At 63.3% G+C, this 13,215-nt stretch carries 12 protein-coding genes; 4 read left to right on the top strand and 8 right to left on the bottom strand.

Annotated features, from left to right (window positions below; genetic code table 11):
• Window positions 1-213 precede the first annotated feature (213 nt).
• A complete protein-coding gene (gene atzF / locus ACM43_RS09085) occupies window positions 214-1,596 on the top strand; it encodes an allophanate hydrolase (protein ID WP_271539762.1) in 1,383 nt (460 codons plus the stop codon).
• On the opposite strand, the gene ACM43_RS09080 is transcribed toward atzF, so the two are convergent.
• The 6 genes from ACM43_RS09080 to ACM43_RS09055 form a co-directional block, all read right to left on the bottom strand.
• The gene (locus ACM43_RS09080; RefSeq protein WP_109141765.1) at window positions 1,593-2,318 is read right to left on the bottom strand and encodes a Crp/Fnr family transcriptional regulator; all 726 of its coding nucleotides are present in this window, start codon (window positions 2,316-2,318) and stop codon (window positions 1,593-1,595) included. The two genes, atzF and ACM43_RS09080, sit on opposite strands and share 4 nt — an antisense overlap.
• 67 nt (window positions 2,319-2,385) lie before the next feature.
• A complete protein-coding gene (locus ACM43_RS09075; protein WP_271539761.1) occupies window positions 2,386-3,261 on the bottom strand; it encodes an ABC transporter ATP-binding protein in 876 nt (291 codons plus the stop codon).
• Complete coding sequence (locus ACM43_RS09070) at window positions 3,249-3,959, bottom strand: ABC transporter permease (RefSeq protein WP_082641523.1); 711 nt, start codon at window positions 3,957-3,959, stop codon at window positions 3,249-3,251. Before ACM43_RS09070 ends, ACM43_RS09075 begins: the two co-directional genes overlap by 13 nt.
• Before the next feature lie 59 nt (window positions 3,960-4,018).
• Window positions 4,019-5,017 (bottom strand): ABC transporter substrate-binding protein, encoded by a 999-nt coding sequence (locus tag ACM43_RS09065; RefSeq protein WP_271539760.1) that lies wholly within the window; start codon window positions 5,015-5,017, stop codon window positions 4,019-4,021.
• Between the two features lie 236 nt (window positions 5,018-5,253).
• Entirely contained in the window at window positions 5,254-6,213 is a 960-nt protein-coding gene (locus tag ACM43_RS09060; RefSeq protein ID WP_271539759.1) for a fatty acid desaturase, read from the bottom strand.
• A gap of 292 nt (window positions 6,214-6,505) precedes the next feature.
• Window positions 6,506-7,459 carry a LysR family transcriptional regulator gene (locus ACM43_RS09055; RefSeq protein ID WP_271539758.1) on the bottom strand — a complete coding sequence of 318 codons (954 nt, stop codon included), beginning with the start codon at window positions 7,457-7,459 and terminating at the stop codon, window positions 6,506-6,508.
• 98 nt (window positions 7,460-7,557) lie between these two features.
• Here ACM43_RS09055 and ACM43_RS09050 point away from each other — a divergent pair, with 98 nt between their 5' ends.
• The 3 genes from ACM43_RS09050 to ACM43_RS09040 all read left to right on the top strand — a co-directional run bounded on the left by ACM43_RS09050 (window position 7,558) and on the right by ACM43_RS09040 (window position 11,467).
• Window positions 7,558-8,739: an MFS transporter gene (locus ACM43_RS09050; RefSeq protein ID WP_271539757.1), complete on the top strand. Its 1,182-nt coding sequence runs from the start codon at window positions 7,558-7,560 to the stop codon at window positions 8,737-8,739.
• A gap of 10 nt (window positions 8,740-8,749) precedes the next feature.
• Window positions 8,750-9,784 (top strand): aldo/keto reductase, encoded by a 1,035-nt coding sequence (locus ACM43_RS09045; protein WP_271539756.1) that lies wholly within the window; start codon window positions 8,750-8,752, stop codon window positions 9,782-9,784.
• A 123-nt stretch (window positions 9,785-9,907) separates the two neighbouring features.
• Window positions 9,908-11,467: an amidase family protein gene (locus ACM43_RS09040; protein ID WP_271539755.1), complete on the top strand. Its 1,560-nt coding sequence runs from the start codon at window positions 9,908-9,910 to the stop codon at window positions 11,465-11,467.
• 104 nt (window positions 11,468-11,571) lie between these two features.
• On the opposite strand, the gene ACM43_RS09035 is transcribed toward ACM43_RS09040, so the two are convergent.
• Complete coding sequence (locus tag ACM43_RS09035; protein WP_271539754.1) at window positions 11,572-12,372, bottom strand: SDR family NAD(P)-dependent oxidoreductase; 801 nt, start codon at window positions 12,370-12,372, stop codon at window positions 11,572-11,574.
• Window positions 12,373-12,439: 67 nt separating this feature from the next.
• Entirely contained in the window at window positions 12,440-13,018 is a 579-nt protein-coding gene (locus ACM43_RS09030; protein ID WP_271539753.1) for a TetR/AcrR family transcriptional regulator, read from the bottom strand.
• Window positions 13,019-13,215: the final 197 nt, after the last annotated feature.

The following is a 13,215-nucleotide window of genomic DNA, read 5'->3' as shown; positions in this document are numbered from 1 at the left end:
GCCCAGTAGCCAGGACCGTTGATTGCCACCCTTCGGAATGAAAACAGCTTATACGTCAATCAGGATTGACTGACACTTCTCCGGCATTTGCTGCCGCTCATAACGGTCTGGTTGCAGGTTCGAGTCCTGCCGGAGCGGTCGAGGCGCTTAGTTGCTTTCATTGCTGGGCAGCGGCTTCATATTCGTGGGGTCATGCCCTCAGGAGCTTATTCCGTGCCGCAAGCGATCCTATCCGCGCAGAGCCGCCCCCTCCGTTCCCGTGCCGAGTTAGCCTCCATCATCATAAGCGCCTATGAGCGCATCGAGCGGGACCGGCACCGCAATTGCTGGATCTATGTGCGGCCCATGGAAGAAGCGCTGGCCGAGGTTGATGCCCTTGTGCAACGAGCGGAAGAGGGTGAAGTCCTGCCGCTCCTTGGCGTGCCATTCGGCGTCAAGGATAATATTGACGTTGAGGCCATGCCAACGACGGCAGCCTGTCCGTCATTCGAATATATGGCTGCGCAATCGGCCAGATGCGTCGAGAAATTGGCGGCCGCGGGTGCGATCTGTCTTGGCAAAACCAACCTGGATCAGTTCGCAACCGGACTGTCCGGCGCCCGCTCCCCGTATGGCGCCTGTTCCAGTGCGGCGAACGATCTGTATGTCTCCGGCGGTTCGAGCTCCGGCTCGGCTGCTGCCGTAGCATCCGGCCATGTTGCCTTCGCTCTCGGCACAGATACCGGCGGCTCAGGCCGGATTCCCGCAGGTTTCAACGGAATCATCGGGATCAAGCCAACCGTCGGCCTCGTCTCGTCCCGGGGGCTTGTGCCGAACTGTCCGACACTCGATTGTCCCTCGATCTTCTGCAATTCCATTGCCGAGGGTCGAATTCTGCTCGGGTTGATCGAAGGATTCGACGACAGTGATCCCTATAGCCGTCGACGGATTGCCTCGCCCTCCCCATCTCCTCGCAAATTCCGGTTCGGCCAGGTCCCTGTCGATCGTCTCAATTCATTCGGCATGCCTGAATGCGATGACCTTTACAGGCAGGCCTGCACGAGGCTTTCGGGATTGGGAGGTCAATCCAGACAAATTGACTTCGCGCCTTTCGCCGAAGCCGGTGAAATGCTCTTTTCAGGTCCCTGGATTGCCGAACGTCATGCGGCGATCAGCAAGCTCCTGGACATCGATCATGGAGACCTGCTTGACGTCATCCGCAACGTGCTGAGCGCAGCTGCCCGGTTTTCCGCAGCAGATGCGTTCGCTGCGCAACATCGACTTTGGAAGCTGCGACGCCAGATCCAAACGCTTTTCGAGGAGATCGATGTCCTGGTGGTACCGACCGCGCCCCGCCCCTTCACGATCGCGGAGATGATGGAAGATCCCATCACGCTCAACAACCGCCTCGGTTACTACTCCTATTTCGCGAATCTCGTGGACTTGTGCGCGGTGTCAGTTCCCAACGCAACGCTCGGCAACGGCACGCCGATGGGTATCACTTTGCTGGCGCCTGCATGGCGCGACCATGTTGTTCTCGACCTTGCCGAGCGATGGCTGCCCGATCCGAAGGCCGGACTGTTCAATCTAAAAGTATACCCGAACGCCGTTTCCTAGACGACTTCGAGATCGAGCGCGCGCAGATTGAGGATCACAATCAGGCCCCGATGATAGCGGATGACGCCTCTTGCCTGCATGCGGGAAAGCTGCACCGTCACCCATTGGCGGGTTGAGCCGATCAGATTGGCGAGATCACCATGCGTGAACGGGATTCCGATCACGATCTCGCGGCCCTGCTGCGAACCGTAGATCTTCGAGAGGAAAACCAACAGACGATGCAGCCGCTCGGTCACCGAGCGGGTCCCCAGCATTTGCGCCATGGCCGAGTAGCACCGTGCCTTGAAGGCGAGCGCATCCAGCAGTGCGACTGCGATACTTGCCGATTGAAGCGCCAGCGCGCGCAGGGCTGGGCCGGGCAAGAACGTCACTCGGCTTCGTTCCACTGCAACCGAAGACCATACGTGGGCACCAGTACCGAACAGATCGGGGCCGCCGACGAAATTGCCGGCGAACCAGTAGGCCAACGTCACCTCGCGTCCGGAAGGCGCCGCGTAGTAGCTGCGAATACGCCCCTCTTCGATCAGATATATGCCGTTCTGCAGATCGCCCTGACGCCAGACATGCTTGCCTGCCGGCAGGACCTCCTCGCGGCCGATGGCGAGGACACGACGCCGGTCAGCCTCACACAACGGATCCAACAAGCTCGGCAGCGACCCGACCAGAGCATCCGATCCCGCCAGCATGATGCCGGTTGCATTCCTGAGACTTGCCGCTGACATCTGCTCGCTCCCCTGCCGCCGCAGGGGAAAACCATTCAAGAGCCATGCCAAAAATATCGTCAGGCGCCTACGTCTTGATTTCCATCTGCTCGAAGGCCCTGCGGCCTTCCGAGCGGATCAGGTCAAGGCAATCCCGCTTGAGGGCGAGATAGGCGGCCTCCGCGACGATGGCGCTGGAGCGCGGCCGCGGCAGGCTCACCTGAAGATCCCTGAGGATGCGGCCAGGTCCGGCGCTCATGATCAGCACACGGTCAGAGAGAAGGATCGCTTCATCGATGTCGTGTGTGACGAAGACGATTGTTGCATTGATCCGCTCGCGGAGCTCGAGCAGATTGTCCTGCATGACCGCCCGGGTCTGCGCATCCAGCGCTCCGAACGGCTCGTCCATCAGCAGGACACTCGGCTGATTGGCGAGGGCACGGGCAATCGCAACCCGCTGCTGCATGCCTCCGGATAGCGTGTGCGGATATGCCGACGCAAATCTGGTCAGGCCGATCATCTCGATGAGGCCGTCGGCAATCCGCAGCGCCTCCGCTTTCGGCTTGCCGAGCGCGCGGGGCCCGTGCGCGATATTCCGGCGCACCGATTTCCACGGAAACAGATGTGGCTGCTGGAAGACCATTCCGATCTCGGGTCGTGGCTTGCGCATTGCTTCGCCGGCCATGAGCACCTGGCCTCCGAACGGCCGCTCGAGGCCGGCCATTGCATTCAGCAGCGTGGACTTGCCGCAGCCGGATGGACCGACGATCGAGACGAATTCCCCCTGGGCTACTGTCAGGGATACGCGGTCGACCGCGATGACCTGCCCGCTCGGCGCATCGAAGACGATGCTCAAATCCTCGACCCGGATGATCGCCTGACGCGCCGCGGCGGACGGCGGGTACGTATCCACGAGCCTGAGGGGCTGGTCTGGACGAAGCAGGCTCGGGATCATCGCCACCACACAGCACGTTCGGCAAGAATTGCGAAGGAACGGTCGGCGACGAAGGAAAGCAGCCCGAGAGCCGCCAGCCCGCCCATGACCTGACCCGTTTGCATGTTCTGTTGCGCAATTTCGATACGATAAACGATACCGGCGAACGCTCCTGCCAACTCGGCGGCGACCAGCGTGTAGAAGGAGATGCTCACCGCGGTTCGAAGACCGACCGTGATATAGGGCAGCGCGCCAAGAAGGACGATCTCCCACAGCATCTGCGGTTGCGGCGTGCCGAGCATCTGGGCGGCTCGGATAAGTCCGTGGTCGACTTTCTGCACCCCGATGTGGGTCGCGAGCCATACCGTGAAGAACACGCCCCAAACGACCAGGAAAAGCTTGCCTGTTTCCGAGAGGCCAAACCAAAGGATGACGATCGGCACGAAGGCGATGGGAGGAATTGGGCGAAGGATGTGAAATAAGGGCGAAAGCAGGCTGGACACCAGCCGAAACCGGCCGGTCAGGATGCCGAGCACGATTCCGCCCGCGGCCCCGATGGCAAATCCCGCGGCCACGCGCGCGAGGCTCGCCATCAGGTCGGCGAAGAATTGTCCGCTGCGAATCCATTCGAGAACGGCGACGGCGACGGTCGATGGCGGCGGAAACAGCACGGTGTTCACGATGCCGGAGCGCGCAACCAGTTCCCACATGCCTGTGAAGGCGGGCACGGAGAGGACGGCGACCAGTACGCTCAGCCGTTCGGTCGCGCTGCTGCGTCTGCCGACGCTCACGGGCGCGCCTCCAGCGTGACGCGAGCTGGATCGAGCGCCTTCAGCGGCGCCGTCACCAGGACTTTCGTGAAATCGGGCATGCTCGCTCCAGGGGGATGATTGCCGGTCTCGAGCCGCCAGGCGGCATGGGTTTTCAGAGTCGTGAGAATCCTGTCGTCGAGGCGCACATGGTAGACGTAGTCCGTCCAGATCGACGCCAATTCATCGCGTTTCATCCCCGTCGCCGCTGCGATGACGTCGATTGCTTCACCCGGATTCGCCTTGAGCCAGCCCTCGGCTTCGATGAGGGACGCCAGGAACTTGCTGACGATCGCGGGGTTGGCGGCGAGGTAAGACTGCGTCACGACGATATTGAAGGTCTCCGAGTAGAGACCTTTGGTATCAAGCGGGATCGCGCCTTCGCCGAGAGCCTTCTTCGCATTCGCGACGTGCGGCTCCCAGGTGTCGAATGCGTCGATGCTGCCGGCCGCCATGGCAGGGAGCATCTCCTGCGGTCGCAGGTTGACGAGCGTCACGTCCTTCGACGTCAGGCCTGCCGCTTTCAACAGAACCGAGGTGTAGACTTCGCTGCCGGTTCCGGCCGTAAAGGCGATTCGCTTTCCACGCAGATCGGCCTTCGTTTTGATCCCGGCAGAAGCTGCGGTCATCGTCTTGAGATCCGAATATTCCATTCCCGCCACGAAGGCGATGGGCTGTTGCGCCATCGCGGCCGCCGTGACCGGCGCCTCGGCTGTTGTCGCGAAATCCGCCCCTCCCCCAAGCACCGTATCGAGGCACTGCTTCCCGCTGGTGAAATTGGAGACCGAGATGTCGAGCCCCTGCTTGGCGAAAATGCCTTTCGCATGGGCAACGATCGCCAGTCCCGAGATCGGCCCAAGATTCTGGGCGAGCCGCGCCTTCAGCAATTCCTCGGCTGTCGCACGCTCGGACGGCGTAAACAGGAAGGACGCAGATAGCACGAACACGGCGAACCGAAGTGCAGTTGTTGATCGCATGCCAAACCCCTGTGATGCCGGCGACCGGAGGTGATCGACCTTAACGACAGGATCGTCTGAAGATCGAAGACCATGAAGCAATTAATCGACAAGGCCCCGCTGTCCACTTTTTGCGCAAGCAAAACAGCTTCCAACCGCGGTCGGGGCAATAAATTCATCAAGCTGCTCACACCTTGGGCGCAGCACGGCCTGCGGCAACGGCACTCTGCTGGCTTCCGCCAAGTCCTGATCTCGACTCAATCAGAACCGATCGGGCGTTCGGTACCGTTGCGTGCGCGGCGAAACCAGGCCCACGTCTGCCGCGTCACTGCGATGTAGCCCGGGCCCCGATAGACGATCTGATCGGCGACGATCCGGTTCAGTTTCGGCAGCGCATGGAAAGGAATCGAAGGATAGGCATGGTGCTCGACATGATAGGGCATGTTCCATGCGAACCAGCGCACGAACCTGGCGGTATAGGTGGTGCGGGTGTTCTGGAAGGCGCTGCGCGTGCGATCGCAGCCGGTGTGTTCGGCAAGCAGATACGGACGCAGAAACAATTGACCGACGATCACGGGAACGACCCAGACCCACAACAGGATCAAGCTGTGCAACGCGATCGATGCCAGCAACAGCGCGACGTAACCTGCCAGATGGAGACGCGCTTCTGTCACGACAATGTGGCGTTTGCTTTCGGGAATCCAGGGTGACGTGGCGTTGCCGGTCAACGCATGGCGAAGCATCAGCCCCACTCGGAAGGCAACCTGCCGCAAGCCGCTGTACACGATCACCAGTTGCGCGTCCGAGGTCGGGATTGGAACCGACAGCAGTTCCGGATCCCTCTCTGGATCCTGCGTGTACCGATGATGATCCCAGTGGAATAAGCAGTAATATTCGTAAGGCAAGCCGACCGCGAACGAGGAGAGATGACCGAAGGCGAGATTAAGCGCGCGGCTGCGAAACGCCGTCTTGTGGGCGGTCTCGTGGACCACCATGAACAGGAATGCGACAAAGTAGCCCTGGACGACCACCAGCGGCAATGCCCAGACGATTCCGTATCGCGATGAGACCAGCCAGATCAGCGCGCCGACAACGACGATGACGCCGTAGTGGCTGATCGCGCGGATCAGACCCTGCCAATTGGACCGCATCGACAACTCGCGCAGCATGGCCGGAGTCAGCGGCTTCTCTCCGGTGGCAGTGATGGCATTGCTCATGATCGTGGTCGCCTCTTTTTCGGAATCGCACACCGTGCTCGTGCGGACGCTGGAATTAGCCAAGCACAGGCCGACCCTAGGAAGCGCGGCCGCAACGCAGAAGCAATTTATTTCGCCGGCGTTGGCTCGCCCGGCATCCCTGGACTGACACTCTCCTCGCCAGCCTTCGCAAACGACGTTTGCGCAAGGCTGGCGCGCCGAAGCCCGCAGGGCGAAGGTGGACTCGGTGCCGTTTGCTTCGGCTCGGCAAGCCTGCCGGGGGCAAGCTTCTCCTGCGCCCTCCGCCGCCGCTTCACCCCACCAGCTTCCACTTCCCATCCCCGGTCCGCTTCAACGCGGGGTCGCTCACCCGCACGTGCTCGGCGAGGAAATCGATGAACGCGCGCACGCGTGCCGGGAGTGGGGCGGTGTGGCCGACATAGACGGCGTGGATGTCTTCGCGGTCGCCGGGGTTGTAGCCTTGCAGCACCGGCACGAGGCGGCCGGATTCGATATCGGGGCCGATGTGGAAGAGGGCGAGGCGCGCAAGACCGACGCCGCCGAGGCAGAGGCGGCGGGCGGCTTCGCCGTCGCTGGCGCGCGCGACCGGCGGGGGCAGGGCCTCCTCGGCGTGGTCGCCACGCCTGAACGGCCAGCCGCGGATGCTGCGTGGAAAGGTCCAGCCGATGCCGCGGTGGTCGGCGAGATCGGCCGGAATCTTCGGCATGCTGCAGCGGGCGAGATAGTCCGGCGCGCCGACCACGACCATGCGGCTGGTGCCGAGCTTTCGCGCGACCAGCCGCGAGGCGCGCAGCGGACCGACGCGGATGGCGACGTCCGCGCGCTCCTGCATCAGGTCGATCACCGTATCGGTCAGCACGAGATCGAGCGTGACGTCGGGATGCTGCGCCAGAAACCGCGGGATCAAGGGCATCACATGCAGCATGCCGAAGGGGATGTTGCAATTGACCGTAAGGCGGCCGCGCGGCGCCGCGCCCGAGGCCGCCTCGCGCTCGGCCTCCTCCATCTCGGCGAGGATGCGCAACGAGCGCTCGTAGAAGGCCTGACCTTCCTCCGTCAGCGTCAGCCTGCGCGTGGTGCGGTTGACGAGCCGCGCACCGAGGCGCGTCTCCAGACGCGAGATCAGCTTGCTGACGCCCGACGGCGTCAGGCGCAGCTTTCGCGCGGCCGGGGTGAAGCCGCCGAGGTCGACGACACGGACGAAGACCTCCATCTCGGCGGAGCGGTTGGTGTCGAAACGGGTCATGTTGAATTCACGTCACAAATGATTGGATTGCGGACATTCTAATGGTTTGGCGGCAGCGCCGCTATCTGCGTGGCTCGTCTCATCCCTTGGAGCAACGCATGCCTCCTGCCGTCCTCGCGCTCACCGCCGGTGCCTTCGGCATCGGCACCACCGAATTCATCATCATGGGCCTGCTGCTGCAGGTTGCCGCCGACATGCACGTCTCGGTGCCGGTCGCAGGCCTGCTGATATCAGGCTATGCACTCGGCGTGTCCGTGGGGGCGCCAGTCCTCACCCTGGCGACGCGCAAAATGCCGCGGAAAACCGTGCTGCTGGCGCTGATGGCGATCTTCACGCTCGGAAATGCGGCTTGCGCGCTTGCACCCACTTACGAATTGCTGATGGCCGCGCGCGTGCTGACCTCGCTCGCGCACGGCACGTTCTTCGGCGTCGGCTCGGTGGTGGCCACCAGCCTCGTCGCCGAGGACAAGCGTGCGTCTGCGATCGCCACCATGTTCATCGGCCTGACGGTCGCGACGCTCCTGGGCGTGCCCTTCGGTGCCTGGCTCGGCCTGATGCTCGGCTGGCGCGCGGCGTTCTGGGCGGTGACTGTCATCGGCGTGATCGCGTTCGCGGTCGTCGCCGCGCTCGTCCCCGGCCATGTCGGCAATGGCGACAAGCCGATCTCGCTTGCCGAGGAAGTGGCCGTGCTCGGTCGTCCGCAGGTGCTGCTCGGTCTTGCCATGACCGTGTTCGGCTTCGCCGGCCTGTTCGTCGTCTTCACCTATATCCAGCCGATCCTGACGCGCTTCACCGGCTTTTCGGAGGCTGCCGTCTCGCCGATCCTGCTGGTGTTCGGCGTCGGCCTTGGGATCGGCAATATCGCCGGCGGCAAGCTTGCGGACCGCGGCCTCGCACGGGCCCTGACCGGCACGCTCGCCGCGCTTGCGATCGTGCTGCTCGGCCTGGCGGCCGTGCTGTCGATCAAGATCCTGTCCGTCGCGCTGATCCTGCTACTCGGCACCGCCGCCTTCGCGACCGTCGCGCCGCTTCAGCTTCGCGTGCTGGAGGCCGCAGGTCCCAGCGGCCGGACGCTCGCCTCCAGCCTCAACATCGCCGCGTTCAATCTCGGCAACGCACTCGGCGCCTGGGTAGGCGGCGTCACTATCGACCGTGGGCTCGGCCTTTCGGCGCTGCCGCTGGTCGCGGCCGGCATCACCGTCATTGGCCTCGTTCTGGCGCTGTGGAGTCTCCGGCTCGATCCCGCGCCGGCAACCGTCGCGGCGTGCCCGGCGGAATAGGAGAGCGATCATGGAATACCGCAATCTCGGCGCTTCCGGGCTCAAAGTCCCCGTCCTCAGCTTCGGCACCGGCACGTTCGGCGGCCAGGGTCCGTTGTTTTCCGCCTGGGGCCGCAGCGGCACTGATGAAGCCCGCAGGCTGGTCGATATCTGCCTCGATGCCGGCGTCAATCTGTTCGACAGCGCCGATGTCTATTCGAACGGCGCTTCCGAGGAGATCCTCGGTGCCGCGATCAAGGGGCGCCGGGACAAGGTGCTGATCTCGACCAAGATGAGCCTGCCGATGGGCGACGGTCCACTCGATGCCGGCTCGTCGCGGCAGCGGCTGCTTGCCTCGGTCGATGCGGCGCTAGGACGGCTCGGCACTGACCATATCGATCTGCTTCAGCTCCACGCCTTCGACGCGTTCACGCCGATCGAGGAGGTGCTGTCCACGCTCGATATGCTCGTGCGCGCCGGTAAGCTGCGCTATGTCGGCGTCTCGAATTTCGCCGGCTGGCAGCTGATGCAGTCGCTCGCGATCGCGGACCGGCATGGCTGGCCGCGCTATGTCGCGCACCAGGTCTATTACTCGCTGCTCGGGCGCGACTATGAATGGGAGCTGATGCCGCTCGCGCGCGATCAGGGCATCGGCGCTCTGGTCTGGAGCCCGCTGGGCTGGGGCCGGCTCACCGGAAAGATCCGACGCGGCCAGCCGCTGCCGCAAGGAAGCCGCCTGCATGCCACCGCACAGTTCGGTCCGCCCGTGGACGATGCGCGCCTCCACGCCGTCGTTGACGTGCTCGATGCGATTGCTGTGGAGACCGCTCGGACCGTGCCGCAGGTCGCGATTGCCTGGCTGCTGTCGCGTCCCACGGTCTCCTCCGTGATCATCGGGGCGCGCGACGAAGCGCAGCTGCGCGACAATCTCGGCGCCGTCGGCTGGTCGCTGAGCGCGGACCAGATCAAGCGGCTCGATGAGGTCAGCGCTGTGATGCCGCCTTATCCGTACTATCCCTATCGCATCCAGGAGGGCTTTGCGCGGCTCAATCCACCATTGGTGTAGGCGCTCGCTCATAGACGGCTGCGATTGCGACAGAGCGTCGCGACAATGCGCCATGCAGAATCGCGCCTGTACAGGGTCCCGCGTCGTCCCTAACCTCCGCCGCGCAAATTGAGGAGATGCGGCGTGGCGAAGAAGACGGCGACCAAGAAGAAAAGTGTGTTGAAGAAGACGGCGAAGGCTTCGAAGAAGGGCTCCGGCCGCAAGAGCGCCGTGGCCAAGCCGGCCGGAAAGGCCGCTGCCGGCAAATCGGCGAAGCCGCGGCGCCCGAACGGGCCGGCCTGGCAATGGTCGGCGGTCGAGACCGCGGCTGCGATCCGCTCCGGCGCCATCTCCGCGGTCGAGGCGGTCGAAGCGCATCTCGAACGAATGCGCACCGTCAATCCGAAGCTGAATGCGGTCGTCGTCGATCTCTCGGAGGAAGCACTCAAAGCGGCGCACGCGGCCGACAAGCAGCGCGCCAAAGGCGGCGAGCTCGGTCTCCTGCACGGTGTGCCGATTACGATCAAGGAAAATGTCGACTACGAGGGCCGGCCGAATTTCAACGGCGTGCCCGCCAACAAGGACCTCATCGCGCCATCGGATGCGCCCGTGGTGCGCAACCTGAATAAATCAGGCGCGATCGTCATCGGTCTCACCAACACGCCCGAATTCTCCTTCCGCGGCTTCACCGACAATCCCCTGCATGGGCTGACGCTCAATCCCTGGGATCCAGACATCACCTGCGGCGGCTCCTCCGGGGGTGCGGGCTCGGCGGTCGCTGCGGGCATCGGCACCATCGCCCACGGCAACGACATCGGCGGCTCGCTGCGCTGGCCAGCGCATTGCAACGGCGTTGCCACCATCAAGCCGACGCAGGGCCGCATCCCCGCCTTCAACGGAAGCGCAAGGTCGGAGCGGCCGATGCTGGCGCATCTGATGTCGGCGCAGGGGCCGCTCGCGCGCCATGTTGCCGACGTGCGCCTCGCTTTGGAGGTGATGAGCCAGCGCGATCCGCGCGATCCCTGGTGGGTGCCCGCGCCGCTGGTCGGCGAGCGGCCGAAGCGGCCGATCAAGGTTGCACTGGCAAAGATCCCCGAGGACATGGACGTCGATCCCTCTGTCGCCGCGGCGCTGCGCCAGGCTGCCGATCATCTCGAGCGGTCCGGCTACCGCGTCAGCGAGGTCGAGGTGCCCGATATTAACGGGGTCTGGCAGACCTGGTGCGACATCATCACCAACGAGACTGTGATGATGCAGGAGGCCGCCATGCTGAAGGTCACATCCGAGGATTTTCACAAGTCCTGGGGCGGCATGAAGGCCAAGGCCAACGTGCTCGATCTCAAGGGCTGGATGCAGGCGACCGCCGCGCGCAACGGCCACATCCGCGCCTGGCAATTGTTCTTCGAGGAGTATCCGGTGGTGCTGGCGCCGACCACGGTGAAGCCGACGCCGGGCCCGCGCGAGGACACCGTCAGTCCCGAGCGCGTGCGCGAGATCTTCTGGGGCGAGATCCGCTTCATCTCCGCCATCAACGTGCTGGGCCTGCCCGGCGCCGTGGTGCCGGTCGCGCTGCATGACGGCAAGCCGATCGGCGTGCAATTGATTGCCGGCCGCTATCGCGAGGATCTCGCACTCGATGCCGCGGCCGCGATCGAAAAGCGCGTCGGCGTGCTCACGCGCAAGCTCTGGGAGATGATGGGATAGGGCGATAATCCCGCTGCGAGTTTTTGACAACGTACGCTTAACTAGTCCGAACCACGTGGGCAGAACGCTGGTCGATAAGCGCCCACATGCAGCCGCTCCAGACGTCAGGCGTCCATTATCCTCTTCATCGTGGCCCTTTGCATTGACCGTGGCGTCAAACGATTTGAAAAGGCAGCCATCTTGTTCGACAGGCCTGCGACCACCATGGCCTTTCCTTGCAAGAGCGCCCGAATACCGCTTTCGGCGACCGGACGCGGCTTCATGGTGAGGAGGCGCAGCAAGCTTGAAGCGGTTGCGCCGGCTGCCGCATCGAAGCCCGTCGCGGTGTGCCCCGGGCAGAGACTGGTAACGACCACGCCATGCGGGCGGAGTTCGTCATGCAGAGCTTCGCCAAAGGCCAGCACATAAGCCTTGGTTGCCGCATAGGCCGCGTAGCTGGGAACGGCCTGGAAGGCCAGGAGGCTGGCGATAAGAAGGATATGTCCGGATCGCCGCTGAGCCATGTCGCGGCCGAACAGATAGGTCAGCTCTGTGAGCGTGGTGATGTTGAGCTGGATCATATTCGCGGTTTGCTCGATCGGCGTGTCCAAGAAATCGCCGTGCAAGCCGAAACCGGCATTGTTCACCAGGATGTCGATCGTCACCGACCTCGCGTCGAGACTGCTTTTCAGGCGGTTGGCCGCGCCCGGTGCGGCAAGATTGATCGCCTCGACCAGCACATCCACGCCATATTTGCTGCGGAGATCGGAGGCAAGCTTGTCCATGGACTCTCGCCGTCGAGCCGCCAAGACGAGATTGACTTTCTGCCCCGCCAGCAGATCTGCGAATTCAAGACCGAGGCCACTCGACGCGCCCGTGACCAGCGCCCATTTTCCGGCAAAGTCGTCTGTTGCTTCTTTTGACATCGTTCTCTTTCTAATTTGATCAGCGAATGGGCCGTGCGGATTCACTCCGAACACCGGCCTCTCCCGCTCAAGCGGCAGCGGCGTCTCGAACCTGTTCGGCCGCGGCATCCAAAAGCGCTTGAGCCAGATCGGGGTCGTTGACGACGCGAGAGAGCGTCACCGCGCCGACCATCGTCGCGAGAATGCCCATGGCCTTGCCGCGCGAGGCCTCGCCGTCGTTTCCGGCGATGAAGCGGCCGAGCACGTCGAGATGGGCTTTGATTCCCGCTTCGAATTCCGCCTTCACCTCGAGGCCCTGTCGGGCGGCATCTGCGCCGAGCGCCACGATCGGGCAGCCGTCCATCTTCTCTTCGCGATGGTCGCCACTGAGGTAGAACCCGATCACGGCGCCAAGTGGATCGTCAGGATGCGCCGCGGCTGCGTCTGACCATCGGCCGGATGCGCTTTCCAATGCGCGCCTGGACGCCTCCACCGCCAGATCCTCTTTTGAAGCGAACTGCTTGTAGAAGGCGCCCTGAGTCAGCCCGGCACCCTTCATCAGATCCTTGAGGCCGATGCCATCAAAGCCGCGCTCCCTGAAGAGGCGACTGGCCACATTGATCACGTTTTGGCGGTTCTCGGCCGCCTGGGTGCGACTCACTCGCATCGCGGATCTCCAATTGGATTTCGTTCGACTGCTATATCAAATATAGAGTTCGATTGCAATCTATCAATCTGTGCACCCTGATTTTCGTACGTTGCGCGGGGAAAATCGGGGGGTCTGGGATCACGCTTCCGTTATAGGCCAAAAATTGGATTGCGATCGAAATCTAACATGTCTATAGAAGTCATACGACATCTAAT

It is taken from the genome of Bradyrhizobium sp. CCBAU 45321 (assembly GCF_028128975.1).
Taxonomy (GTDB): domain Bacteria; phylum Pseudomonadota; class Alphaproteobacteria; order Rhizobiales; family Xanthobacteraceae; genus Bradyrhizobium; species Bradyrhizobium yuanmingense.
This window is presented reverse-complemented; position numbering and strand designations above follow the sequence as displayed.

What these genes read in the sequence shown, in the direction of transcription:
- ACM43_RS09065 (WP_271539760.1), bottom strand. Translation starts at nt 5,017, where the DNA reads ATGCGATCAACAACTGCACTTCGGTTCGCCGTGTTCGTGCTATCTGCG.
- ACM43_RS09060 (WP_271539759.1), bottom strand. Translation starts at nt 6,213, where the DNA reads ATGAGCAATGCCATCACTGCCACCGGAGAGAAGCCGCTGACTCCGGCC.
- ACM43_RS09045 (WP_271539756.1), top strand. Translation starts at nt 8,750, where the DNA reads ATGGAATACCGCAATCTCGGCGCTTCCGGGCTCAAAGTCCCCGTCCTC.
- ACM43_RS09035 (WP_271539754.1), bottom strand. Translation starts at nt 12,372, where the DNA reads ATGTCAAAAGAAGCAACAGACGACTTTGCCGGAAAATGGGCGCTGGTC.
- ACM43_RS09080 (WP_109141765.1), bottom strand. Translation starts at nt 2,318, where the DNA reads ATGTCAGCGGCAAGTCTCAGGAATGCAACCGGCATCATGCTGGCGGGA.
- ACM43_RS09030 (WP_271539753.1), bottom strand. Translation starts at nt 13,018, where the DNA reads ATGCGAGTGAGTCGCACCCAGGCGGCCGAGAACCGCCAAAACGTGATC.
- ACM43_RS09050 (WP_271539757.1), top strand. Translation starts at nt 7,558, where the DNA reads ATGCCTCCTGCCGTCCTCGCGCTCACCGCCGGTGCCTTCGGCATCGGC.
- ACM43_RS09055 (WP_271539758.1), bottom strand. Translation starts at nt 7,459, where the DNA reads ATGACCCGTTTCGACACCAACCGCTCCGCCGAGATGGAGGTCTTCGTC.